The organism is Microbacterium sp. GXF6406, from assembly GCF_054798215.1.
This window is the reverse complement of sequence record NZ_JBSJZH010000010.1, coordinates 18,792-42,909: the sequence shown is the minus strand read 5'-3', so window position 1 is coordinate 42,909 and position 24,118 is coordinate 18,792. Positions and strand designations below refer to the sequence as shown.

General features: G+C 68.2%; 27 protein-coding genes and 1 pseudogene. 11 read left to right on the top strand and 17 right to left on the bottom strand.

Annotated features, from left to right (window positions below):
• The 7 genes and pseudogenes from ACWAUG_RS07655 to ACWAUG_RS07625 all read right to left on the bottom strand — a co-directional run.
• Nucleotides 1–213, bottom strand: a pseudogene (locus ACWAUG_RS07655) (30S ribosomal protein S12); the annotation flags it as partial.
• Nucleotides 214–417: 204 nt separating this feature from the next.
• Complete coding sequence (locus ACWAUG_RS07650; RefSeq protein ID WP_298039660.1) at nt 418–1,065, bottom strand: spermidine/putrescine ABC transporter substrate-binding protein; 648 nt, start codon at nt 1,063–1,065, stop codon at nt 418–420.
• Between the two features lie 27 nt (nt 1,066–1,092).
• Nucleotides 1,093–1,626 (bottom strand): hypothetical protein, encoded by a 534-nt coding sequence (locus tag ACWAUG_RS07645; RefSeq protein ID WP_298039663.1) that lies wholly within the window; start codon nt 1,624–1,626, stop codon nt 1,093–1,095.
• Nucleotides 1,623–2,747 (bottom strand): ABC transporter, encoded by a 1,125-nt coding sequence (locus tag ACWAUG_RS07640; protein WP_298039665.1) that lies wholly within the window; start codon nt 2,745–2,747, stop codon nt 1,623–1,625. Before ACWAUG_RS07640 ends, ACWAUG_RS07645 begins: the two co-directional genes overlap by 4 nt.
• Before the next feature lie 97 nt (nt 2,748–2,844).
• Nucleotides 2,845–3,009 (bottom strand): hypothetical protein, encoded by a 165-nt coding sequence (locus ACWAUG_RS07635; protein WP_298039667.1) that lies wholly within the window; start codon nt 3,007–3,009, stop codon nt 2,845–2,847.
• 62 nt (nt 3,010–3,071) lie between these two features.
• Nucleotides 3,072–3,710, bottom strand: coding sequence for a DUF1700 domain-containing protein (locus ACWAUG_RS07630; protein ID WP_460802061.1), 639 nt, complete (start codon nt 3,708–3,710; stop codon nt 3,072–3,074).
• On the bottom strand, nt 3,707–4,039 hold the full coding sequence (locus tag ACWAUG_RS07625) for a PadR family transcriptional regulator (protein WP_298039673.1): 333 nt from the start codon (nt 4,037–4,039) through the stop codon (nt 3,707–3,709). Before ACWAUG_RS07625 ends, ACWAUG_RS07630 begins: the two co-directional genes overlap by 4 nt.
• 102 nt (nt 4,040–4,141) lie before the next feature.
• On the opposite strand from ACWAUG_RS07625, the gene ACWAUG_RS07620 reads away from it, so the two are divergent.
• Entirely contained in the window at nt 4,142–4,630 is a 489-nt protein-coding gene (locus ACWAUG_RS07620) for a YajQ family cyclic di-GMP-binding protein (protein WP_298039674.1), read from the top strand.
• A 94-nt stretch (nt 4,631–4,724) separates the two neighbouring features.
• On the opposite strand, the gene ACWAUG_RS07615 is transcribed toward ACWAUG_RS07620, so the two are convergent.
• The 4 genes from ACWAUG_RS07615 to ubiE form a co-directional block, all read right to left on the bottom strand.
• The gene (locus ACWAUG_RS07615; RefSeq protein ID WP_460802060.1) at nt 4,725–5,795 is read right to left on the bottom strand and encodes an alpha/beta hydrolase; all 1,071 of its coding nucleotides are present in this window, start codon (nt 5,793–5,795) and stop codon (nt 4,725–4,727) included.
• Between the two features lie 97 nt (nt 5,796–5,892).
• Nucleotides 5,893–7,266 carry an FAD-dependent oxidoreductase gene (locus tag ACWAUG_RS07610; RefSeq protein ID WP_460802059.1) on the bottom strand — a complete coding sequence of 458 codons (1,374 nt, stop codon included), beginning with the start codon at nt 7,264–7,266 and terminating at the stop codon, nt 5,893–5,895.
• A 53-nt stretch (nt 7,267–7,319) separates the two neighbouring features.
• Nucleotides 7,320–8,381 (bottom strand): polyprenyl synthetase family protein, encoded by a 1,062-nt coding sequence (locus tag ACWAUG_RS07605; protein WP_460802058.1) that lies wholly within the window; start codon nt 8,379–8,381, stop codon nt 7,320–7,322.
• Between the two features lie 21 nt (nt 8,382–8,402).
• Nucleotides 8,403–9,149 (bottom strand): bifunctional demethylmenaquinone methyltransferase/2-methoxy-6-polyprenyl-1,4-benzoquinol methylase UbiE, encoded by a 747-nt coding sequence (gene ubiE / locus ACWAUG_RS07600; protein WP_298039685.1) that lies wholly within the window; start codon nt 9,147–9,149, stop codon nt 8,403–8,405.
• Between the two features lie 76 nt (nt 9,150–9,225).
• Between ubiE and ACWAUG_RS07595 the strand changes: the two genes are divergently transcribed.
• Both ACWAUG_RS07595 and ACWAUG_RS07590 read left to right on the top strand, forming a co-directional pair.
• Nucleotides 9,226–10,491, top strand: coding sequence for an isochorismate synthase (locus tag ACWAUG_RS07595; protein ID WP_298039688.1), 1,266 nt, complete (start codon nt 9,226–9,228; stop codon nt 10,489–10,491).
• 53 nt (nt 10,492–10,544) lie between these two features.
• Nucleotides 10,545–11,399, top strand: a complete 855-nt coding sequence (locus tag ACWAUG_RS07590) for a polyphosphate kinase 2 family protein (RefSeq protein ID WP_298039691.1) — start codon at nt 10,545–10,547, stop codon at nt 11,397–11,399.
• Nucleotides 11,400–11,429: 30 nt separating this feature from the next.
• Here the strand turns inward: ACWAUG_RS07590 and menD are convergent, their stop codons facing one another.
• The gene (gene menD, locus ACWAUG_RS07585; RefSeq protein ID WP_298039694.1) at nt 11,430–13,103 is read right to left on the bottom strand and encodes a 2-succinyl-5-enolpyruvyl-6-hydroxy-3-cyclohexene-1-carboxylic-acid synthase; all 1,674 of its coding nucleotides are present in this window, start codon (nt 13,101–13,103) and stop codon (nt 11,430–11,432) included.
• Nucleotides 13,100–13,447, bottom strand: a complete 348-nt coding sequence (locus ACWAUG_RS07580; RefSeq protein WP_298039697.1) for a PLD nuclease N-terminal domain-containing protein — start codon at nt 13,445–13,447, stop codon at nt 13,100–13,102. The genes menD and ACWAUG_RS07580 overlap by 4 nt, the downstream gene beginning before the upstream one ends.
• 65 nt (nt 13,448–13,512) lie before the next feature.
• Between ACWAUG_RS07580 and ACWAUG_RS07575 the strand changes: the two genes are divergently transcribed.
• Entirely contained in the window at nt 13,513–13,818 is a 306-nt protein-coding gene (locus ACWAUG_RS07575; RefSeq protein WP_298039699.1) for a DUF4229 domain-containing protein, read from the top strand.
• A gap of 22 nt (nt 13,819–13,840) precedes the next feature.
• Nucleotides 13,841–15,031 carry a hypothetical protein gene (locus ACWAUG_RS07570; RefSeq protein ID WP_460802057.1) on the top strand — a complete coding sequence of 397 codons (1,191 nt, stop codon included), beginning with the start codon at nt 13,841–13,843 and terminating at the stop codon, nt 15,029–15,031.
• 9 nt (nt 15,032–15,040) lie between these two features.
• Here the strand turns inward: ACWAUG_RS07570 and ACWAUG_RS07565 are convergent, their stop codons facing one another.
• Complete coding sequence (locus tag ACWAUG_RS07565; RefSeq protein WP_298039708.1) at nt 15,041–16,009, bottom strand: 1,4-dihydroxy-2-naphthoate polyprenyltransferase; 969 nt, start codon at nt 16,007–16,009, stop codon at nt 15,041–15,043.
• A 60-nt stretch (nt 16,010–16,069) separates the two neighbouring features.
• Nucleotides 16,070–16,516: an Lrp/AsnC family transcriptional regulator gene (locus ACWAUG_RS07560; protein ID WP_298039710.1), complete on the bottom strand. Its 447-nt coding sequence runs from the start codon at nt 16,514–16,516 to the stop codon at nt 16,070–16,072.
• A gap of 72 nt (nt 16,517–16,588) precedes the next feature.
• Here ACWAUG_RS07560 and ACWAUG_RS07555 point away from each other — a divergent pair, with 72 nt between their 5' ends.
• From ACWAUG_RS07555 to ACWAUG_RS07540, 4 genes are all read left to right on the top strand, one after another.
• Complete coding sequence (locus ACWAUG_RS07555; protein ID WP_460802056.1) at nt 16,589–18,010, top strand: DUF6421 family protein; 1,422 nt, start codon at nt 16,589–16,591, stop codon at nt 18,008–18,010.
• The gene (locus ACWAUG_RS07550) at nt 18,003–18,671 is read left to right on the top strand and encodes an SDR family NAD(P)-dependent oxidoreductase (protein ID WP_298039714.1); all 669 of its coding nucleotides are present in this window, start codon (nt 18,003–18,005) and stop codon (nt 18,669–18,671) included. The genes ACWAUG_RS07555 and ACWAUG_RS07550 overlap by 8 nt, the downstream gene beginning before the upstream one ends.
• 5 nt (nt 18,672–18,676) lie before the next feature.
• Nucleotides 18,677–19,744: a threonine aldolase family protein gene (locus tag ACWAUG_RS07545; RefSeq protein ID WP_460802055.1), complete on the top strand. Its 1,068-nt coding sequence runs from the start codon at nt 18,677–18,679 to the stop codon at nt 19,742–19,744.
• Between the two features lie 124 nt (nt 19,745–19,868).
• On the top strand, nt 19,869–20,606 hold the full coding sequence (locus ACWAUG_RS07540) for an SDR family NAD(P)-dependent oxidoreductase (protein ID WP_460802054.1): 738 nt from the start codon (nt 19,869–19,871) through the stop codon (nt 20,604–20,606).
• A 156-nt stretch (nt 20,607–20,762) separates the two neighbouring features.
• Here the strand turns inward: ACWAUG_RS07540 and ACWAUG_RS07535 are convergent, their stop codons facing one another.
• Entirely contained in the window at nt 20,763–21,362 is a 600-nt protein-coding gene (locus tag ACWAUG_RS07535; RefSeq protein WP_460802053.1) for an NUDIX hydrolase family protein, read from the bottom strand.
• Between the two features lie 44 nt (nt 21,363–21,406).
• Between ACWAUG_RS07535 and ACWAUG_RS07530 the strand changes: the two genes are divergently transcribed.
• Nucleotides 21,407–22,060, top strand: a complete 654-nt coding sequence (locus tag ACWAUG_RS07530; RefSeq protein WP_460802052.1) for an alpha/beta hydrolase — start codon at nt 21,407–21,409, stop codon at nt 22,058–22,060.
• 8 nt (nt 22,061–22,068) lie between these two features.
• Here ACWAUG_RS07530 and ACWAUG_RS07525 read toward each other — a convergent pair whose 3' ends face one another.
• Nucleotides 22,069–22,332 carry a hypothetical protein gene (locus ACWAUG_RS07525; protein WP_460802051.1) on the bottom strand — a complete coding sequence of 88 codons (264 nt, stop codon included), beginning with the start codon at nt 22,330–22,332 and terminating at the stop codon, nt 22,069–22,071.
• Nucleotides 22,333–22,636: 304 nt separating this feature from the next.
• On the opposite strand from ACWAUG_RS07525, the gene ACWAUG_RS07520 reads away from it, so the two are divergent.
• Nucleotides 22,637–24,118, top strand: coding sequence for a hypothetical protein (locus tag ACWAUG_RS07520; RefSeq protein WP_460802050.1), 1,482 nt, complete (start codon nt 22,637–22,639; stop codon nt 24,116–24,118).

The window sequence follows — 24,118 nt, the reverse complement described above, 5'->3', positions numbered from 1 at the left end:
GCCCTCGCCGGGGATGTAGGCGGTGACCTCGACGCCGTTGCGCAGCTTCACACGAGCGACCTTGCGCATCGCCGAGTTCGGCTTCTTCGGGGTGGTGGTGTACACACGGGTGCAGACACCGGCCTGCTGCGGGTTCGACTTCAGGGCGGGCGCCTTGGTCGTGGTGACCTTGGGCGAACGACCCTTGCGAACCAACTGCTGAATGGTTGGCACGTTCTCTCCTCTTAGTGCTGCACGGTGACAGCGTGATGGGTTTCACATCATGACCCACCGGATCAACGGACCGCTGATCTTTTGGTGTGATGGGTATGCCGTGGGGGCGAACCGGTATGGACCGGAGCCCAGTGCGCACGTCAAGACGTGCGCACACCTGATCAAGTGTAATGCCGCGTAACCAGGCCGGTCAAATGTTTCCCCTTACGGGGCTTCCGGGTCGAACGGCGAGTCCAGGGACTGCGTCAGCTCCGAGAGCATCGCCTCGATCTGCGGCTCGACGTACTGCGAGATCGCGGCCTGCACCGAGAGCCGATGGGTCAGCAGCAGAGCGCAGATCTCGCGACCGACGAGATTCGCGTACTCATCGGCCAGCCCGACCTCCTGGCGCAACGCGGCTTTGGCATCCTCGCTCAGCGGCGGCAGAGGCGGCAGCTCATCGCCCGCTTCGTCCGCCATGCCCGCGATCGTGAAAAGGAAGGGAGCGCCGGGGATCGGATCCGGGTCCAACGGCATCCCCTCGTACTCCGGGGCGAGATTCTCCGTCGGCCGATAGCTGCGCGCGCGATTGCGGGCCGCTTGCTGATCGAGCTCGTTCTGCAGCATCGGCAGGTTCTTCTCGGTGTAGACGGCCACCACCTGGTCGACGATCGCCTTGATGCGCGTGGAGAGTCCGTGCTGCACGCCGTGCGGCACATCGTTGCCGATGCCGACCGCGGACAGGATCGGCGACCCCAGACAGCGACGGCACGGGGCGACCCGCCCGCGGTGCGTCGCCGGCTCCCAGCGCGGCACCCAGCGCAACCAGGCCTCGACGGCCTGGTCGACCTGCGTCTCTAGCGACCGCTCCACGCCACCAGCGTACGGCGATTCATCGGATCAGCGGTGATTTCCGTCCGGAGTGCCATTCGGTTCGCCCTCATCGTCCTCCCAGGGCCATCGCGGGGCGCCCCCGCGCGTGCGGCGCATCGCCACTCCCCCGGCAGCGGCGACGAGTGCGGCCGCCGCAACCACGAGACTCGCCCCGTTGGTCACCAGATCCCCCATGACGGCGAGCGCCGTGATCAACTCGCCTGAGACGAGAAGGGCAGCGAACGCGACCGCCAGCAGATGCATCAACGAGACGAGCAGGGCGATCGCCACCAGAGGGCGGTATCGCGGGCGCGGCACCCGAACGGCGGACCAGATCAGCGCAGCGAAGCACGCGATCGCCGAGATCATGCCGAGCGCCGCCGGCACCGGGCCGAGGCCCGGCACGGAGATGATGTCGACGTCCGCGAAGAAGCTCAGCACCCCGAGGCCCAGGATGGCGAAGGCGAAGAATCCGACGGTGGTGAACAACGTCGCCAGGACGGCCGAGACCCCCGCGGGATCGGATCCGCGGGGGTCTGACGGGGTGTTATCCGTGGTCACCGGGGCAGGGTCGGACCGGCCTCGAGCGTGCGTTCGTACTCGAGCTGGTCTTCTGCGTTGAGGGCGCTCTTGCGAGCACCGATGCGAGCGACCCAGGCACCGAACCAGATGGTGAGCTCACGGCCGAACACGAAGGCGGCGATGGCCAGGGGCGCGAGCATCTCTGCGGAGACGAGCTCCGCGCCCTGACGCGGCGTGATGAACCAGAACGGCGCTTCGAAGAGCTGGCCGAGGATGTGCCCGGCGTAGGCGAAGACCCCGACGATGATGCCGAAGACGACCCACAGGCCCCAGCGTCCGCGGTTGATGATCGACCCGAGGAACCAGAAGCCGAGGAAGAAGACGACCACCGGCACCCACAGTCCCCAGGTCGTCAGTGCGCTCAGCGCGGCGTCGCCGATGTTCTCGAAGGTGACGTCTCCGGTGAGTGCGCCGAACCCGAGCATCGCGCCCAGGTAGAGGATCGCGAACGACACGGCGGCGAGCAGGCCGATGGCTCCGGCCGTGCCGCGGTTGCCGCGGTCGCGCGGCGGCTCGGGCGCCTGGACGAAGATCGGCTGCTGCGAGAGCGGGAGGGCCGAGAAGTCGGTCTCCTCGGGGACGACCACCGGGGTGGGCTCGACGGCCACCGGCTCCGAGGGGACCAGCGCGGTCGGCGCATCGGGGGTGACGGGCGGCAGGTACGCCGTGTCGGCGATGGATGCTTCGGGGGCGGATGCGATGCCCTCGGTCGGGGCGACGCTCGGCTCGTCGACCGGAGCCGGGACAGGCTCCGACGGCTGCTCGGGTGCCGCATCCGCGGGGGCGAAGGTTCCGGGGTGCAGACGTTCGGCCTCTTCGAACGCCGCGAGGTCGGGGTCGATCTCCGGAGCCTGAGTCTCGGCAGGAGACGGGGCTTCGACGGGAGACGGTTCCTCGACGACCGCCGCGATGCTCTCGGGCTCCTGCGCAGCCGCCTCCTCGGAGACCGGCTCGACGACGGTCTCCGCCTCGACGGATTCCTCCGGTGCGGGCACGTCGCCACGGGCTGCTTCGGCCTCGGCGAGACCGGCGTTGGCGCTGTCGACGACGTCGTTCACGTCGCCCGGCTGCTCGGGCTGGGGGACCTCGGGGTCACTCATGGGGGCGCCTCTCGTCGAATATCTGCAGTGCGAGGGTATCGCCGCGCGGGTTCGCGTCAGCGCAGGCGTGCCGACGTGTCGTCCGACCGGGCCCGTATCACGGCGTGTCGGGCGGCGCGATCGAGCGCAGCGCGTCTCCGAGGTAATCGATCAGCACGGGCCCCATCGGGATCGCCAGCCAGAGCAGAACGATCACGACGCCCGCGCAGAAGATTCCGGCGAGCCAGCTCAACACCGGACTCCGCCCGGCCACCCTTGCCATGTGTCAACGGTACGCCGCCTCGAGTGCGAGTCACCGCGCTGCCCATCGGCGTGTCCGCACCGTCAGGCCCGGGCTCTCCCCCGCAGACGCCAGAGCAGCCACAGTCCGGAGGCGGGAACCGCGAGGACGACGAGCAGGACAATGCTCGTCCAGGCGATGTCGTACGCCGTCGGCATCAGCGGGTTCGATGCGATCGCGTCGCCGCCGACCTCCACCGCCTCCACTTCCGAGGAGGTGCTGACAGCCCATGCCGGAAGACCCCCAAGCACGACCACCGCGATGACGAGGAAGTGCACGACGATCGCGACCGTCTTCTCCCATCCTCTCCACAGCGAGCTCAGGCCGACGAGAACGGCACCGACGATCCATCCGGCGATCGGAATGAGGAACCCTCCGAAGGCGAGGGTCAGCGCAGCACCGATCGCGAATCCTCGGGTCGATGTCGCCACTGGCTTCGGCGTGGGAGCATCGGCCGTCGCACGCACCGGGGGCGCGGTCTCGTCGCGAACGGCACGGGCGATCGCCGCGGGATCGCCGAGCTGTGCGATGCGATCGACCACCGTCGCGGCATCCAGCCCTGCCAATTCCTCCTCGATGCCGGCACGAACCTCGGCGGCGATGCCGTGAGGAACCTGCCCCATCGCGGCATCCAACCGGCCCAGATACTCATCGCGCAGCCGGTTCGCATCGGTGGCGGTCATTTCGTCTCCTCATTCACGAGGCCCGTGACGACACGGGCGAAGGGGGTCCACTGGGTGCGGAACTGCGCGAGTTGCGTGGTTCCGGCATCCGTCAACCGGTAGTACTTGCGCACAGGACCCGCCTCCGAGACCTGTTCGAATGCGAGGACCCAGCCGTTGTCGCGCAGCCGTGCGAGCAGCGGGTACAGCGTTCCGATGCCGCCGATCATGCCTGCGCTGATGAGGCGGTCGGCGAGTTGCCAGCCGTACATCGGCTCGCGGGCGAGCAGCCCGAGCACGCAGTACTCGACCACTCCCTTGCGCATCTGCGCCCCGACATCCACTGTCATGCATTACAAGCTAGCATGCGATGCATGATAGCGAGAATGGATGCCCCACCCGCCCAATCGGCGAAAAAGCCGCGGTCACGGGGAAATCGGTAGGATGGCGCCATGGCAGATTCATCGTTCGACATCGTCAGCAAGGTCGACAAGCAGGAGGCGGAGAACGCCGTCAACCAGGCCCGCAAGGAGGTCGAGCAGCGCTACGACTTCAAGGGCACCGGCGCTTCGGTCGAGTGGAGCGGCGAGTCGATCCTCATCAAGGCCTCCACCGAGGAGCGCGCCAACGCGGTTCTCGATGTGCTCCAGTCCAAGATGATCAAGCGCGGCATCTCGCTCAAGAGCCTCGACTCCGGTGAGCCCTTCGCCAGCGGCAAGGAGTTCCGCATCGTCACGACCCTCAAGGACGGCATCTCGTCCGAGAACGCGAAGAAGATCGGCAAGATCATCCGCGACGAGGGTCCCAAGGGCGTCAAGAGCCAGATCCAGGGCGACGAGCTGCGCGTGCAGTCCAAGAGCCGCGACGACCTGCAGTCGGTCATCTCGCTGCTCAAGGGCAGCGACCTCGACCTCGACCTGCAGTTCATCAACTACCGCTGACCCCGAGTTCTCTGACGGCGGGCGGGTGCTTCGGCATCCGCCCGCCGTCGTATTCTGCGCACACGAGTGGCCCCTGCCCTTCCCGACAAGATGCTCAGGCGCCCGGCGCCGCGTATCGAGGCAATGTCGCCACCCAGCCGGCGACCCACCGCTCCATCCGCGCATAGGACTCGTCCCGAGCATCCTGCCGCGAGAGGAAAACATCGTGCAGCGCGCCATCGATCCGTTCGACCGTGACCGACGGGCCCAGCCGAAGCGCGCTGCGCGCGATGTCATCCACCACAAGCACCGTGTCGGCGCGGGTGAGCTCCTCCGACCATCTCGTCGGCAGGGCCGAATGGGTTGAGAGCAGAACGCAGACCGGAGCCGGGATATCAAGACCTTCGCTGACCCGGCGGTGCCCGTCGAGGATCGCGTGCAGCCATCCCGCGTGCACCGACATCGACGGCACCGGCCGCCACAGCGGATTCGTCTCGATCGGGTCGTCCTCGACGGCGACCTCGGCCTGTGCGCGGGCATAGAACCCCAGGTCGATCTGCGGAGCGGAATCCAATGGACGCAAGCGCGCCTGCAGCCCGATGACCGGGGCGATCGCCGCGCGAAGCGGCGCGAGCTGGAACTCCAGCCACGGAGAGTTCAACACCAGGGCATCCGCGACATCGGGATGACGGGCCGCCCACAGGCTCAGCACCAGTCCGCCCGTCGAGTGCCCGAGCAGCACCAGACGACGCGGTCCCCGTGACGTATCGGCGTCCTCCGCCATCGCGGCCAGTGCCGCAGAGATGTCCTCGTCATAGGTCACGAGATCGGCGACGTAACCGGGCGTCTGCCCCTCGCGCAGGCTGCGGCCGTACTTGCGAAGGTCCAGCGCGAAGAAGCGCGCTCCGCGCGTCGTCCAGAATCGGGCCAAGCGCTTGTGGAAGAAGTAGTCCGACCAGCCGTGGACATAGAGCACATCGACTCCGTCGAGCATCGGCGGTTCGTCCTTCAGCGGCAGGCCCTTCAGCCGGCGCCGCAGCTTCGCCCATCCGGTCGGCGGATCCGGGACGGCATCCGGCAGAGCACGCACGATCGTGGCGACGACCTCCCCCTGATCGTCATCGCCGAGCTGCAGCGTCCGCTGCTCGAATTCATCGCCGAGAACATCTGTGCCCCACCCCGTCATGGCTACGAATCTAGCGGGGTCGACACCGCCGGCGTCTCAACGACAGATGGGCCGGGCGCTCGCGAAGCGAGAGCCCGGCCCACCGGACGTACGAGGATCACTCGCCGCGCGAGATCTTCACCATCTCATCGCGGTCGACCACCTTCACTCGGGCGCGCTCTTGCGGCGCGCCGAGGGCGATCTCGTGCTCGTCGAGGCGGTGCCAGCCGTCGAGGTCGGTCCAGGCCACGCCGCGCGATGCGAGCAGCGCTGGGATGGCTTCCTCGGACGGGTCCTCGGGCTGCCACCACGACGCCTGGTCGTTGACGAGGTGCTGGACGGTCTCCATGGCATCCGACTTCGTGTGGCCGATCAGACCCACGGGGCCTCGCTTGATCCAACCGGTGGCGTAGACGCCGGGGATGCGCTCGTTGGAGTCCTTCGCGAGGACCTGGCCCTCATGGTTGGGGATGACGCCGTGCTTCTTGTCGAACGGCACGCCTTCCAGGGGCGATCCGAAGTAACCGACGGCGCGGTAGAGCTGGCCGATCGCGATCTCGCGCAGTTCGCCGGTGCCGACCATCCCGCCCTCGCCATCCGGGCGGGTGCGCTCGTAGACGATCGCGGCGGTCCGACCCGACTCATCGGTCTTGATCTCGACGGGCTTGGCCCAGAAGTGCAGGTGCAGACGGCGCGATGCCGTCGGGGCGACGTTGTTCGTCTCGGGCTTGCCGCGCCACGACTGCAGGATGCGGTCGATGACCTTGACCTGCTTGTTCGTCGCGATGGCGTCCTTCGAGGCTTCGTCGTAATCGAAGTCCTCGTCGTAGACGATCACATCGACGTCGCGCTGCTCACCGAGCTCGCGCAGCTCGAGCGGGGTGAACTTCACCTGCGCGGGGCCGCGGCGGCCGAACACGTGCACATCCGTGATCTTCGAGGCCTGGAGTCCGGCGTGGACGTTCTCGGGAATCTCGGTCGGCAGCAGGTCCTCCGCGTGCTTGGCGAGCATGCGGGCGACGTCGAGGGCGACGTTGCCGTTTCCGAGGACCGCGACGGATTCGGCATCCAGCGTCCACTCGCGCGGCACGTCCGGGTGCCCGTCGAACCAGCTGACGAAGTCGGCGGCGCCGAACGACCCCTCGGCGTCGATCCCGGGGATATCCATCGTGGTGTCGCGGATCGCGCCGGTGGCGAAGATCACGGCGTTGTAGTGCTTCTTGAGGTCGTCGAGGGCGATGTCCTCGCCGAAGCGCACGTTGCCGAAGACGCGGATGTCGCCGCGGTCGAGCACGTCGCGCAGAGCCCCGATGACACCCTTGATGCGCGGGTGGTCGGGCGAGACGCCGTAGCGAACCAGGCCGTAGGGCGCCGGCAGCTGCTCGAAGAGATCGATCGACACGTCGAAGGCACGTTCGGTCTTCAGCAGGATGTCGGCGGCGTAGATGCCGGCGGGGCCGGCTCCGACGATGGCCAGGCGGAGCTTGGTCATGGGTGTCCTTTCGGATGCTGCGCCGCAGGCCTCCCGCGGCGTGATGCGTGCGTTCAGCTGTTGCGGTCGGCGAGCGACTCGGCGAAGCGAGTGAGGGCGTCGCGGACCGGGCCCTTGGGCAGCGGAGCCAGAGCGGCGATCGCCTCGTCGGTCCACGTGCGCGCGAGCTCGTGGGTGCGGCGGGTGACGGCGTGGTCGCGGAGCTCGTTCATCGCGTCATCGAGGATCGCCGGATCGGCGCCCGCCGCGATGCTCTCCACGCCCTCGTCGATGCGCGCCGCGAGTGCCACGGCATCCGTCTCGGTGCTCTGCTTCAGCAGGAGGTACGGCATCGTCGGCACACCGGCGCGCAGGTCGGTGCCCGGCACCTTGCCCGTCTTCGCGGGGTCGGCGGAGAGGTCGATCACGTCGTCCATGAGTTGGAACGCGACGCCGACCTTCTCGCCGTAGATGCGCAGCGGCTCGACGAACTCGTCGGGAGCATTCGAGAAGATGGCGCCGCCCTGCGTCGCCGCGGCGATGAGCGAGCCCGTCTTGTCTGCGAGCACCTGGATGTAGAAGTCGATCGGGTCGTCATCGGGCTGAGCGCCGACGGTCTCATGCAGCTGGCCGAGCACGAGCCGTTCGAATGTCGCCGTCTGCAGCTCGATCGCACGGTCGCCGTTGCGTCCCATGATCTTGCTCGCCCGGGAGAAGAGCAGGTCGCCGGTGAGGATGGCGACGTTGTTGCCCCAGACGGTCTGCGCAGAGGGGACGCCGCGTCGGCGGTCCGCGCCGTCCATGACGTCGTCGTGGTAGAGCGAGCCGAGGTGCGTGATCTCGAGGGCCATCGCGACATCGAGCACGCCCGCGGTGTTGCCGTCGCCGAGCTGCGCGGCCAGGAGCGTCAGAACGGGACGGATGCGCTTGCCGCCGGCCTCGTAGAGATAGCGCTCTGCGGAGTTCACGATCGAATTGGTGGAGTTGAGCTGTTCGCTCAACCCGGCCTCGACGAGATCGAGACCCCCCTCGATCTCGCGCGCGACGCGTCGCGCGGAAGGGCCGATGAAGACGCGGTCGCTGAAGCCGAGACGGCTCGCGAGTCGCGAACCCGGGGATGCGGGGCTCGAAGTCACGGGATCCACCCTACCCGGGGCTCAGGCCTGCTCCGTCGCGGACGACGAGGAGGTCGGAACCGGCTTGACGGCACGGTGCAGAGCGACGATGCCGAACGACAGGTTGCGGTGCGCGACGTCGGACCAGCCGGCCTCTCGCATCCACCGGGCGAGGCGCTTCTGGTCGGGCCAGTCGCGGATCGACTCGTTCAGGTATTCGTAGGCCTCGGCGTTCGTGCCGGCGATGCGCGCGACGCGCGGCAGCACCTGCGCGTTGTAGAAGTTGTAGAAGCCGCGGAACAGCGGGCTGGGCGGCGTCGAGAACTCGTTGATGACGATGCGTCCGCCGGGCTTGGTGACGCGCAGCAGTTCGGCGATGGCCTTCTTCGGTTGCTGCACGTTGCGCAGGCCGTACGACATGGTGACCGCGTCGAACTCGTCGTCCGCGAACGGGAGGTTCATGGCGTCCGCCTCGACGAACGAGAGGTTCGGCAGGTGGCCGTGTCGGCGCTTGCCCTCGGCGAGCATCCCGGGCGAGAAGTCCGCGGCGACGACGTCGGCTCCGGATGCCGCGAGCGAGGCCGACGAGGATGCCGTGCCCGCCGCGAGGTCGAGGATCCTCTCGCCCTTCTTCGGCGCGATGGCGCGCGTCGTGGCGGCCCTCCAGAGCGCATCGTTGCCGAACGTCATGACGGTGTTCGTGCGGTCGTATCCTTCGGCGACCTGGTCGAACATGCCGCTGACGCGCTGGGGGTCTTTGCCGAGATCGGCGCGGTTGGGCTGAGTCACCCGTCCAGTCTAGGCGGGGCAGGGCCGGTGGATGCTGGATGAGGAAGACCCCGGAGTACGGAACTATCCTGGAGGGGTGACCACCCGCTTGATCGTCGAGACCCGCGAGATCGACCCGGTCGACGATCTGCTGGCTTATGCCGACCCCGACCGCCCGCTCGCCTGGCTCCGCCGCGGCGACGGCATCGTCGCCGTCGGCGCCCCGGTGCAGATCTCGATCGCCGTGCCCGCGGGCCGGGGTCCGCTGCGCAGCGCGATCATCGCCGAGCAGTGGCGGGAGCTGGCCTCCGCGGCATCCGTCGATGACGCCGTGGGCCTGCCCGGTACGGGCCTCGTCGGCTTCGGCGCCCTGACGTTCGATGAGGGTTCGAACGCAGATAGCGTGCTGATCGTGCCGTCTATGATCCTCGGCAAGAGCGGTGGTCGCGGCTGGATCACCCGCATCGCCCCCGAGGGCGAGGAGCTCCCGGCCGACCGGCCCGACGCGACGATCGACCCGACCCCGTACGGTCCGCACTGGGCCGGCACCGTCGGCCCCGGCGCCCAGACCCCCGAGGGGCATCGGGACGCCGTGCGCGAGGCCATCCGCCGCATCGGCGCCGGCGAGGCGAGCAAGATCGTGCTCGCCCGCGATCTCGCCGGCACTGTTCCGGCAGCATCGGACCTCCGCCGGCTGGTACGCGAACTGTCCACCGGATACCCCGACACCTGGGCCTTCGCCGTCGACGGCCTCATCGGCGCGAGCCCCGAGACCCTCATCACCGTGCAGGACCGCACCGTCACCGCCCGCGTGCTCGCCGGCACCGTCGGACGAGGAGCGGATGCCGCGGACGATGCCGCCGCCCGCGCTCATCTCGGCAGCAGCCCCAAGGACCTCGACGAGCACGCGTATGCTGTGCGCAGCCTGCTCGACTCCCTCGCCCCGCACGTCAGCGCGGTCCGCTCGGATGAGACGCCGTTCCTGCTCGAACTGCCCAATCTCTTCCACCTCGCCACCGATGTGGCGGGCGAGCTCAGCGAGGGCGAGTCGTCTCTCGACCTCGTCGGCGCCGTGCATCCGACCGCGGCGGTCGCCGGCACCCCGACACCCGCAGCGATGGCAGCGATCCGCGAGATCGAGCCCTTCGACCGCGGCCGCTACGCCGGCCCCGTCGGGTGGATCGACGCCGACGGCAACGGCGAATGGGCCATCGCCCTGCGCTGCGCGCAGTTCGAACAGGGCGACGGCGACATCCGCGTCACGGCGTTCGCCGGCGGCGGCATCGTCGCAGCCAGCGACCCGGATGCCGAGCTGCTCGAGACCCGGGTGAAGTTCCGCCCGCTCGTCGACGCCCTCGCCTGAGCCACGCCGGGGGAATACGGCACCGGGTTCCTGGTTTACGCCAGGATGTCGGCATGACGAAGCGTGGATGGATCGATAACCCGAGTGCGGCTCTGAAGATCGGAGAGGGCTTCCGGCTCGCCGATGTCGATCCGGACTCGACCCCGGGATACCGCGGCGACAAGCACTCCGGCGCCAAGGACCTCGCCTCCGGCTTCGAAGAGCTCGACGAGCTGCAGGAGCGTCTGTTCGCCGACAGTCGCGCGGGCGTCGCGAAGGACTCCGTGCTGCTGGTGCTGCAGGCGATGGATTCCGCGGGCAAGGGCGGCATCATCCGTCACGTCGTCGGCGGCGTGGACCCGCAGGGCGTCACCCTCGCCGCGTTCGGCGCGCCGACCGCCGAGGAACTCTCGCACGACTTCCTCTGGCGCGTCGAGAAGCATCTCCCGAAGCCCGGTTTCATCGGCGTCTTCGACCGTTCGCACTACGAGGACGTCCTTGTCGCGAAGGTGCGCGATCTCGCGGAGCCGGCAGAGATCGAGCGCCGATACGGCGCCATCAACGACTTCGAGGCGCGCATCGCCGCATCAGGCACCCGCATCGTCAAGGTGATGCTGCACATCTCGCCCGAGGCGCAGAAGAAGCGTCTCATGGAGCGCCTGGACCGCCCCGACAAGCACTGGAAGTTCAACCCCGCCGACACCGACGACCGTCTGCTGTGGCCCGACTACATGGAGGCCTACCAGGCGATGTTCGAGCGCACGTCGACCGACTTCGCCCCCTGGCACGTCGTCCCCGCCGACAGCAAGTGGTACGCCCGGCTCGCGGTGCAGGAGCTGCTTCTCGAGGCCCTCGAGGACATCGACCCGCAGTGGCCGGCCGCGAACTTCGACATCGAGGCCGAGCGCGCTCGTCTCGAGGCGAGCTGACGGGCCGGACCGGATGCTGCTGGGGCGGGCCTACCGCTCCAGCGGCACCTCGATGATCTGCCGACCGCCGGCCGGAGAGGTGAGCACCTGATCGAGCGCGGCCTGCGTCGTCACCCGCTGGTACTCCCAGCCGTAGGCGAGCGCGAGATGCTCGAGACGTGTCGTGTGCGGCGTGTAGAAGGCGCGATCGAGATCATCGCGCGGCGCGGAGGAGGCGACCTCGAGCCCATCGAAGATCGTGCCGCCGCCGTCATTGCCGACGATGACTTGGATGCGGGGCTCGGCCTCATCGGGCGGCAGCAGCAGCGCGCCGACGTCGTGCAGGAACGTCAGGTCTCCCAGCACCAGACGGGTCACGCCCGCGCCAGCGTCGGCCTGCGATGCGAGCGCGATGCCCATCGCGGTGGCGATCGTGCCATCGATGCCCGCGAGTCCGCGGTTGGCGTGCACGGGCACCTTCTTGCCGCCGAGCAGCTCATCGGCGACGCGCACGATGCGCGACGATCCGAACACGAGCCGATCGTGCGGCCATGTCGCCCGCCACACGGCATCGACGAGCAGCGCACGATCCAGCGGACGGCGCACGGCGGCGAGTTCGGCCCGCACCGCCGCCCCCCGCGTCGCGGGGTCGGTCGAGTGCAGTCCGTCACGGTCGGGGGCAGGAGCGGTGAGGTCGACGACGGAGGCGGCGGATGCCCGCATCCATTCCCCCATCCAGGCGCGTTCCGCCTCCTGCGGGGCATCCGGGATGGCTCCGATGGATGCCACGGCGCGGGTGCGTCCGTCGAGGTTCAGCGTCTCACCACCAGAGTGCACGGCGATCACCTCGACATCGTCACGCCGAAGCAGCGCGGGGATCTCACGGCTGAGCGTCGGATGCCCGAAGACGATGACCCGTTGGATGCGACCGCCGAGGTCGGGGTCGCGCAGCAGCGCACGGTATCCGTGCACGATGCCGCGACCGTAGCGGGCACCGCTGACGATCTCGGCGATGAGCGGCCAGCCGCCCTCGTGAGCGATCCGTTCCGCTTCGGCTCCGGCATCCGCTCCGGCGATCACGACCGTGCGCGGGCCGCGAGCGGGCTCGAAGAGTTGCCCGGACGCCGGCTCGAGTGCTTCTCCGGGTACCGCGGAGAAATCTGCGGGAAGCGCTCCGGAAAGGGGTTCGCGGGTGGGCAGGTTCAGATGGACGGGCCCCGCGATGCCGGGCACTCCCTCGCCTGCGACACCCATCGCCGCGGCGACCGCGGGAGCGGCCAGGCCCTGCCAGTCGCCGTCACCGGGGACGGGGGCATCCGTCTCGAAGCGGACGAACGGCTGGAACAGACCCGGCTGGACGGTCGCCTGGTTCGCGCCGACCCCCCGCAGCTCGGGCGGGCGGTCTGCGGTGAGCAGCAGCAGCGGAACACCGGCGTGGAAGGCCTCCATCACGGCGGGCAGAAGATTCGCGACCGCTGTGCCGGAGGTGCAGATCACCGCGGTCGGCACCCGGGTCTCCCGAGACAGTCCGAGGGCCGTGAAACCGGCGACGCGCTCGTCGATGCGCACATGCACACGAAGCGCGCCCGTGCGGGCGAGGCTCGTGGCCGCCAGAGCCAGCGCCTGCGAGCGCGAACCCGGTGAGATCACGACATCGCGGACACCGTGTGCCACGAGGTCGGCGAGCAGAGCAGCCGCAGCATCCGCCGCCGGCGATGCCGTCATGCGCGAGGATCCGCCGCCGGGCCGTCCGTCTCGTCGTCGAGGCGCGCGAGCTCCTCTTCGAGTCGACGGATGCGTTCATCCTGCTCGTTCGTGCTGATGCTGCGCAGGAATTCCGCATCGTCGTCCGGCAGGGTCAGTCGCTCGGAACCGAGCTCTCCCGCGCGGCGACGGCCGAGCACGAACCAGAGAATGCCGCCGATGACCGGGATCAGGATGACGATGGCCACCCACGCGCCCTTGGGGACACCACGGTGCCGCGTCGACGGCTGCACAGCGCAGTCGACGATGCTGAAGATCCAGAAGATGAGGGCGAGGAAGCCGCCGACGATCAGTATTCGCGCCACGCATTCAGTCTAGGCCGGGAACCGTTCCCGGAGGTCGGACCGTGCACCGGACGTAGAATGGGGGCATGAAGAAGCTGCCTCCCCTGCTCGTGTACTCCGTACTGCGGCTGCTGGCCTTCCTCATCCCCCTTGCCATCATGTGGGTGTTCTTCCCGATCATGCGCGAGCTGTGGTGGCTCACCGCGATCTTCGCCGCCCTCATCGGCATGAGCATCTCGATCCTGTTCCTGCGCGAGCCGCTGAGCGGAGCGTCCTCGAAGATGTACGAGCGCCGCACCGAGCGCGAGGCCACCGGCCACCAGAGCGCGGCAGAGCAGGATGCCGACGCCGAGGACGCAGTGCTCGACGCCGAAGCCGACACCGACCGCTGACCCGACCGGAGAACCGGCGCCGATGAAGACCTGGCGGATCGACTACCCCTTCGTCGGGGATGAGCGCTACCGCCGCCCCGAGGTGGCCCCGACGCGGGCGATGCTGCTGACCGACAGCATCGTGCAGAAGCTCTGGGCCGCGGCGACGGGCGCCGGGCTAGTGCTCGCGTTCGTCTTCCTCGCCGTGTTCGCGCTTCCCGAGCGGTACTACTCGGGCGCCGACGATCTGCTCTCCCTCCTCGGCGGCCCGCTGGTCGCGAGCTTCACGGGTATCGCGCTGTTCAGCCTGGCCAGCGGTTTCGCCCTCACCTCACGTCGCCTGGCTCTCGCGGATATGCTCGCGCGTTCTTCCGCGAATCGGAATGCGATCCGCGCGAGTGTCATGATTCTCGGGGCGGTCAACGGTTCGCCCTATGCACCCGCTCTCGCGAGCATCATCATTATCGCGGCGGTAGTCCTCCTGGCGGCAGCCGTGTACGCTGCGGCCAGCATTCCCCTCGCGGTGACGCTGACGTTCCTGGTCATCGGTCTGATGCTCGCGGCTCTGATCTTCGTCCCCGTCCTGCGCTCCTGGCAGTGGAGGCGCACGGTCGCCGATACTGTTCCCGGCGAGGCCCGCGGGTTGCAAGGCCGCGAGCACTTTTACATAGCTAAGAAGAACCGTGAGCTGAAGGCGACGATCCGCGACCGCGACCGCAGAGAGATCACGACAGCAGGCCGGATCTCAGCGATCGCGAGGTGGGTGGTCCTCCTCGACATCGTCGTGCTCATCCTCACCCGAGTGTTCGCACCGGGCCTCCCCTGGCTGGTCGCGGCACTCGTCCTCATGGTCTGCGCCGTGATCTTTCTCGCAACATGGGTCGCGGATCTCATCGATCTGCGCCGAACAATCAAGCGCGTTCGCGGGAGGACCGCCTCCGCCCGCGATCATTCCGTGGCGCTGGATGCCGCTACCCGGCGCACCGACGCCGTCGACGCGGTCACGAGGTACTGGGCGACGATCGCCATCATCGTGCTCGGATTCCTCGCGTACGGCCCCTGGCAGGCTCTGGCATGGATGCCGGCCGCAGCGATCATCGGCCTGATCGGCCTCGCCGTGCTGGCGCTCGTGCGCACGCGGGTCGATGCGGCGTCACAGATGCTCCGCGAGGAGTTCGGCTACCGCCTTCCCCATGCCTACCCGTCCGGCAACACCAACGCCAGCGTTCTGTGAGAGCGCGATTCAGCCGGCGAACGCCCAGTACAGCGCGCCGGCGTATGCGAGCGCCGTCAGGGACGTGAGTCCGAGGGCGACGACGAGTTCACGGGCTCGCTGGTACGACCAGACGATCGCGATCGCTGGGAGCCCCGCGAGCAGGGCCAGCAGCGCCAGCCACGCGATCGGATAGAACAGCGCCAGGAACGCGCTGATCAGGAACGGCACGATGACGAACGCCGTGTAGACGATCTGTGTGGCGCGCTTGCCGATCTTCACCGTCAGGGTGCGCTTTCCGACGAGTCGGTCCTCGTCGATGTCGCGCAGGTTGTTCGCGAGGAGCACGGCGCAGCCGAAGAGTCCGGCGGCTACCGCCCCCAACCAGGCCTCGTCGGGAAGCACGAAGGCCTGCACCCAGGTCGTGCCGAGCACAGGCACGAGACCGAAGAAGACGAAGACGAAGACCTCGCCGAGACCCATGTACCCGTAGGGGCGCTTGCCTCCGGTGTAGAACCATGCCGCGACGATGCAGGCGGCGCCGACCGCCAGCATCCACCACTGGCCCGTGCGGATGATGATCGCCAGGCCCACGACTGCGGCGAGCGCGAAGAACACCAGTCCGATCCTCAGCACGGTCTTCGCGGGCACACGGCCGGAGGCGGTGAGGCGGGCGGGTCCGACACGATGGGCGTCGGTGCCGCGGATGCCGTCGCTGTAGTCGTTCGTGAAGTTCACGCCGATCTGCAGCAGCACGGCGACCGCGAGGCACGCGAGGGCGATGACCCAGTGGAACGCCGAGTCGACGATCTGCGCGGCGCCCGTGCCGATGATGACCGGGGCGACCGCGAGCGGCAGGGTGCGCAGACGTGCGGCGCCGATCCAGTCCTTCGCGGTGACCGGGGGCGCTTCGACGATGGGGCGTCGGGCGGGGTTCCCGCTCGTGCGGACCGGCTTGCGCTTCGCTGCCTGCTTCGTGCGTTTCGAGGATGCTGCCACGCTTCAGAATCCTAGTCGCGGCGCTGATGCATCTGCGCTCGGCGGGGCGTGCACTCGCACTCAGTCGGCGACGATCGGACGGTTCTCGTAGTAGGTCTGCAGCACGACCGTCGTGCGGGTGCTGACGTTCGCCGCGGCGCGGATATCGGCGACGAGTTTCTCGAGTGCGCGCGGCGATGCGACACGGACGAACAGCATGTAGCTGGCATCGCCGGCGATCGAGTGGCACGCCTCGATCTCGCTGAGGGGCGCGAGCAGATCGGGGGCGTTGTCGGGTTGGCCGGGGTCGAGCGGGGTGATCTCGATGAAGGCGGCGAGGGGTTTGCCGAGGGAATCGGGATCGAGGATCGGTCGGTACCCGGTGATGACGCCGCGGGATTCGAGCCGCCGCAGCCGCGACTGCACGGCGGAGCTCGACAGCCCCACGGCATCCGACAACTGGGCGAGCGTGGCCCGGGCGTCGCGGGAGATCGCGGCGAGGATCTGGCGGTCGACAGCATCTTCCATAAGTGGAAGAATATCTGCACTGAATCTTTTCTGCCGGAAATATTCCGACTTTTGTCGCGATCGGAGTCGATGATGCCCACTCAGACTCAGAACACCACTCTGACCTCTCCCGTGATCGGCGAGCCCGAGGTCGTCGAGGACGCCTCCGTCGCCGAGTCGTCTGCGGCGTGGCGGCAGCTGAAGGATGCAGCGATCGCGCTTCGCGCTCTGCAGACGAAGGACGGCTCGGTCACGGGCCCGGTCGCCGAAGCCGCGAACCATGTGGCGGCGATCATCGCCGGCATCCGCGCGCTCGCGCCCGCGTTCCCCCATGACGCCGCCTATCTCGCCGCCTCCGTCCGCGACTTCGAGAAATGGGCGGTGGAGGGGTTCGGTGTTCCGGATTTCCTCGACTCACTCGTGGCGTTCCAGCCGCAGCAGCACCGCGTCGACGGAATCCGTCGCCTCGTGGTGTTCCCGATGTACACGCAGAACGGTTCCCCCGATCGCTGCGTGGAAGCGCTGATCGTCGAGACCATCTGGCCCGAATTCATCGCGGCCCTCGAAGCCGGCGATTACGGCAACCGCCTGTTCGTCTCGCTGCGGCTCATCGACTTCACGCCGGGGTACGACACGAACTCCGCTGTCCTCTTCCCCGAGACCGTGGCGATGCGCGAGATCCCGGCGTTCACGTGGGGCGCGATCTTCCAGGACCGCGAAGCGGCACGATACCGGCGCGTGGTGCGCGCAGCATCCGGGATCACGAAGCTCGACATCCCCGAGCCCGCCGCCCGCCTTCTCGACAATCAAGACCTCGCCGAGAAGACCTTCGTCATGTGGGATCTCATCCACGACCGCACGCACATGCGCGGCGATCTGCCCTTCGACCCCTTCATGATCAAGCAGCGCATGCCCTACTTCCTCTACTCGCTCGAGGAGCTGCGGTGCGATCTGACGGCCTTCCGCGAATCGGTGGCGATCTCGCGGCGCCTCGGCATCGCCGATGACCTCTCCCCCCTCGAGCAGCAGATGCGCGAGCATGCGGAGCTCGTGCAGTACGCGGTGATCTTCGACCGGATCTTCCGCTTCGCGATCACCGGCTCCCGTGCGCGCAACTACGACGGACTGGGCGGACAACTGCTGTTCGCCTGGCTGCACCAGCGGGGCGTGCTGCACTGGACCGATACCGCGCTGTCGTTCGATTGGGACGAGGTGCCCGATGCCGTGATCGCCCTCGGCGAGGCGATCGATGATCTGTACTGGCGCTCGATCGACCGCCCCAAGACCGCGCACTGGCTCGCCGCCTACGACCTCGTGCGCGGCGTCGTCGCCCCGAACCCGGCATCGCTCTGGGCCCGGGGCCTGCCGGATGAGATCCTCGCCGGGGCACCCAAGGGATACACGGATGCCGTGCTCGACGACGAGTTCCCCCTGTCGATGTTCTTCGAAGCACTCGAGAAGAAGATGCGCGAGGTGATCGCCTCGACCGCGGGCATCCGGGCGGGCGATGACTGAGCCCACCGCCTCCGGACGCGTGATCGTGCTCGCCGGCGCGACGAGCGCGGCCGGCCTCGCCGTCTCCGGCGCGCTGCGCGAGGCGGGGGCCCGCGTCATCGCAACCGGGCGCACTGCTGAGAGGCTGGCCGCCCTCGATGCGACCGGTGCTGAGACGGTCGTGGCGGATGCCTCCTCCCTCGACGACATGACCGCCCTCGCCGCGCGGCTCGGTGCCGTCGACGGCGTCATCCCGCTCGTCGGCGGCTGGCGCGGTGGCGGAGGACTCGCCGGGCAGAGCGACGACGACCTCGCTGCCCTCCTCCCCGCATTCGGCGCAATCCGGGCGACTTCGCACGCCTTCGACCAGGCGCTGCGCGCATCAGATGCCGGGCGCTTCGCGACCGTGTCCTCCACCGCCGTCGCCCGCCCCCTCGCCGGAGGCGCGAATTATGCCGCGATGAAGGCCGCCGGCGAAGCGTGGACGCGCGCCGTCGCGCACGGATTCGCGAAGAGCGCCCGGGATTCGGGCGAACCGCTGCGCGCAGCATCCGTCGTCTTCCGCGCCCGCACCCTGCAGCCCGCCGACCTCGCAGCCGCGATCGCCGCACTCTGGAACCACGACCCCGCCGATCTCAACGATCGCACCATCGACCTGCCATGGGTCACCGACCTAGGCTGAACAGGATGAGCATGCTTCACGACCCCCAGGTGCGCGGATTCGCGTCCGACAACTACTCCGGCATCCACCCCGAGGTGCTCGCGGCGATCACCGCCGCGAACGGCGGACACCAGATCGCCTACGGGGAGGACGCCTACACCGAGCGCCTGCAGGAGGTCTTCGCCTCGCACTTCGGCGACGGCGTCCAGGCCTTCCCCGTCTTCAACGGAACCGGCGCGAACGTCGTCGGCCTGCAGTCGATGCTGCCGCGTTGGGGGGCCGTGATCACCGCATCCACCGCGCACATCAACGTCGACGAGGGCGGCGCCCCCGAACGCATGGGCGGCATGAAGCTGCTCACTGTACCCACCGAGGACGGCAAGCTCACCCCGGAACTCGTCGACCGCGAAGCCTGGGGCTGGGGTGACGAGCACCGCGCGCAGCCCCTGGTCGTCTCGATCACCCAGTCGACCGAACTCGGCACGCTCTACACGCCCGACGAGATCCGCGCGCTCGCCGAGCACGCACACCGGCACGGCATGCGCCTGCACATGGACGGCGCCCGCATCGCCAATGCCGCCGCCGCCCTCGACCTCCCGCTCGCCGCTTTCACCAGCGACGCCGGAGTCGACGTGCTCAGCTTCGGCGGCACGAAGAACGGCGCGATGCTCGGCGAGGCGATCGTCGTCCTCGACCCCGCAGCATCCGACGGCCTGATCTTCGGACGCAAGTTCTCGATGCAGCTCGCCTCCAAGATGCGCTTCGTCTCGGCGCAGCTCATCGCCCTGCTCGAGGGCGACCTCTGGCTGCGCAACGCCCGCCACGCCAACGCCATGGCCGCACGCCTGCGCACCGGGGTCGAGCAGGGCATTGCCGACGACACGATCCGTGGCGTCGAATTCACCCAGCCCACCCAGGTCAACGGCGTCTTCGCGACCCTGCCCGAGGGCGTGGCCGACCGCCTGCGCGAGAGGTTCCGCTTCTACGACTGGGATGCGACCCGGCGCGAAGTGCGCTGGATGTGCAGCTTCGACACCGCCGAATCCGACGTCGATGAGTTCATCGCCGAGATCAGCCGGCTCACGCGGGGCTGATCTCTTCGCGGGCGTTGGCGACAGCATCCGAAACATGCATGGGAATGTAAATCCCGGATTTCCTGTTGACTCGAGGACAGCCCTCAGCGGATGCTGGGGCGACCCACCGAGGAAAGAGGAGAACATGACTCGTTTCGAAGGCCGCACAGCACTCGTTACCGGCGGCGCCAGCGGAATCGGCAGGGCCACGGCTCTGCGCATCGCTTCCGAGGGCGGATCGGTCGTGATCGCCGACGTCCAGGACGACCTCGGCGCTCAGGTCGTCGGCGAGATCGAGAAGGCCGGAGGCACCGCGCTGTTCATCCACCTCGACGTCACGAGCGAAGCCGGATGGGACGCCGCCGTCGCGAAGACCATCGAGACCTTCGGCGGTCTGGACGTGCTCATCAACAACGCCGGCATCGGCGACAACGAACCGATCGAGGTCACCTCGCTCGCCACCTGGGACAAGGTCATCGCCGTCACCCAGACGAGCGTCTTCCTCGGCATGAAGGCCGCAGCCGAGGCCCTGAAGAAGAGCGGACACGGCTCGGTCGTCAACACCAGCTCGATGTACGGCATCGTCGGATCCGGGGTCAGCCCCGCCTACCACGCCGCCAAGGGCGCCGTGCGCCTGCTCACCAAGACGACCGCGCTCGGCTGGGCCAAGGAGGGCGTGCGGGTCAACTCGGTTCACCCGGGCTTCATCGACACCCCGATCCTCGGCGAGACCGACCGCGACATGCTCATCGCGGGCACCCCGATGGGACGCCTCGGACGCCCGGAGGAGATCGCGGCGCTCATCACCTTCGTCGCCAGTGACGACGCGAGCTTCGCGACCGGTGCGGAATTCGTCGCCGATGGTGGAGTCACCGCCGGCTGACCCCGGTCCTGACTTCTCGGGCGCGCACGTGTCCGACACCTGTCAGCCATTCCGACGGTTGTCTGCCGAAACGGCCCGTTTCGGCAGACAACCGCCTTTTCGACTGACAGGTATCAGCAGCCGAGAGCTTGATCCCCCTTCGAGCCGACCGGTGCGTCAGCGCAGCAGGCCGAGGCTCGCCAGAGCATGGCGGATGAGGGTACCGCGACCGCCCTCCATCTCCGCGGCGACATCATCGGATGCCGCGGCCTCGGGCGTGAACCAGGTGACCTCGAGCGCGTCCTGCCGCGGTTCGCAGGTGCCCGTGACAGGGACGACGAACGCGAGCGAGACGGCATGCTGCCGCTCATCGTGATAGGCGCTGACGCCCGGGAGCGGAAAGTATTCGGCCACCGTGAACGGCAGCGGCTGCGGCGGGAGCAGCGGGAAGGCCATGGGACCGAGATCGTTCTCGATGTGGCGGAACAGCGCATCGCGCACCGTCTCGCCGAAGCGCACGCGCCCCGACACGATCGTTCGGGTCATCTCCCCCACGGGGGTCGAGCGCAGCAGGATGCCGATCTCGGTCACCTGTCCGGCACCATCCGTGCGCACGGGGATCGCCTCGACGTAGAGCATGGGCATGCGCCGTCGGGCTTCGGCGAGCTCGAACTCGCTCAACCAGCCCGGGTTACTGGCATCGGCGGGCAGCTCGCCGAACTCGGGGAGCTCGTCGTCTCCGCCGTCGGGATCGGGATCAGGTGTGCGCACCGCCATGCCTCTTTTCTACCAGTGTCGGAGCCCGGTGGCAGGATGGGGCCGTGAGCGATTCCTTGATGATCGATGCGGCTGCCACGCGCTGGAGCGCCGGCGCACGAGACGGACTGCCCCTGCTCGTCATGCTCCACGGCTACGGAGCCGACGAGCACGACCTGTTCGGGCTCGTGCCCCATCTGCCCGGGGGCATCGCGGTCGCCTCGGTCGCCGCTCCCCTCACACCACCGTGGCCCGCGCCGGGGCGGTCCTGGTATGCGATCGAGGGGTTGAACGGCCGTGATCCCGAGAGTGTCACGCACGCTGGTCAAGCTTTTCTCGCCTGGTTGGATGCCGCAGCCGCCGATGCGTCTTCGGTCGCATTGCTCGGCTTCTCGCAGGGAGCGGCCGTCGCCCTGCAGGCGCTGCGCCTCGCACCCGAGCGGTTCGGCGCGGTGGTCGCCTTGAGCGGCTATGCCTCACCGGGAGAACTCCCCCATGATGCGGCGCTGCAGGAACTGCGCCCCTCGGTGTTCTGGGGCCGCGGCACCCATGACGATGTGATCCCGGCGCCGCTCGTCGATCACACCGCCCAGTGGTTGCCGGATCACTCCGACCTCGTCGGCCGCGTGTATCCGGGGCTGACGCACAGCATCTCCGAAGACGAACTCCTCGATGTGCGGGTCTTCCTCGAGAAGTGGAGGGATGCCGCGGGCGACTGAGCCTGCGGTCAGGGCCGTTCGTCGGGCCCGGCACCGCCGTCCGCGGAAGGCGCATCAGGAGCATCCTCTGGCGCACCGGGATGCCGCCGGCGACCGATCTGCATGATCCCGATCGCCACGACCAGTCCGACGGCGATACCGATCGCGATCCCCACCCCCATGTTGTCGAGCGCTGAGCCCATCGCGACGCCGACGACCATTCCGAGGGCGATGCCGATCCCCCACGTGGCGCGCTGACGCGCTTCACTGCTGCTCATGTCGTGATCGGCCATGCCTCCACGGTACGGCACCGGCGTGTCGCCGCGAGCGGATGAAATAGCGGATGAACTTCCATTCAACGGAAGCATGAATCCGCGTCTCGGAGGCTGGTCCCCTAAACTGGCGCCGACATTCCCGAGATTCACACAAAATTTGTGTTTCGCGTAATGAACGACTATGAGACGAGTCTCTTCCTCTGTGCGCTCTGTTGCACGACTTGCAAGGAGACCCGGCGCAACGGTGCGCAGTTCCCCGAACCCCATCCCCGATCGAAGGAGGAGACGCGTGTCCACGCGCTCAGAATCCCAATACCCGGCCATGCGCCGCGCCGGCGCCGTGCTGGCCGCGTTCGCGCTTGCTGCCAGTGCGCTCGTCGCCGGCATCATCACAGCCCCGGCGGCAGAGGCTGCTGCGCCCGTCGAGCCGGCGACCGCGTTCAGCGCTGAGCTGTGCGCGGGCGAGACGAACAACGCACCCAGTGCCGCCGCAGTCAACATCTCCGGCCCGCGTCTCGAGGCTTACAACAGTGGCGAGATCGTCCCGATGTACAACTCGCAGGGCACCATGATCGCCGATGCTGCGCCCCCGCTCTGTGCGGTCTACTACGACAGCACCACCGGCAGCCCCGTGAGCACGTGGATGTTCTGCAGCAACTTCGAACTCCACACGTGCGGCGGAACGAACGGAAACAATGAGCTCGTTCAGCAGCTGACCGCTGACGAGAGTCCCACAGGCGTGGCAGGTCCTGTCGTCATCCCGTTCCCCACCGACATTGAGCCGGATCACCTCGATGAGCGCCAGAAGAACGCGATCAAGGCGCTGACATCGGAAGGGCACGTAATCAACCACCCCTTCCTTGGCGAGAAGCTCATCCGCGCCGATGGAACCACAGCTGACCGCGCCAGCCTGCAGGAAATGGTCTGGTGCGTGAGCGAGCCGAATGATTACCACTGTTATGCCCCCTTCCTGACAGAAGAGGACATTGACGCACTTGCTGCCCGTGGCGTCGAGCTGACCGCCCAGGTTGCCGTTAACACGGATCTCGCGACGGTGCCCGCTGGCTCCACCATCCGCTGGGACGTAACGACGAACGCGATCGATGTCCCGATGTCCGTCATCGCCGACTCCGAGGTGACGGTGTGCGAGGACTCCGCCGATGCAGCTACAGTCGTGGACGGTTTGCTCACGGTCTCTGGCACGGTTGGCGAGAGTACGACCGTTTCTCTTTGCAGCACCGCATCTGACGAAGGCACCTACAACTTCGAAATCAACCGCGACGGTGTCGGCGCTCGATTCGTGCAGAGCCAGAACGACGGCATTCTCGACCGTGACTGCCAGGTTTTCGGCCTCTACGAGGCTGAGGGCTTCTCCGCCCAGATGACGGTCGGTGTCCTCGCAGATGACGAAACCGACGGCACCGATGCAGATGGCGCTAACAACGACACCGAAGCCGTGGACGCTGACGGAACCGACGCGACCGAAGGCACCGACGCGGCTGAAGGCACCGACGGAACCGACGGAACCGACGCAACCGAAGGCACCGACGGAACCGACGGGACCGACGCGACCGACGCGACCGAAGGCACCGACGCAGACGGCGCCAACAACGACGCCGAAGCCGTAGACGCTGACGCCGACGCGGCGGACGCTTCGAACGCGACCGACGGCGAGACCGGTGACGAGACGGGCCTCGCCACCACCGGTTCGGATCTGCCCGTTGCTGCTCTCGGCATCGCTCTGATCATGCTCCTCGGCGGCGCGGGCCTGGTGCTCGCGCGGAAGGCTCGCACGCAGAGCTGA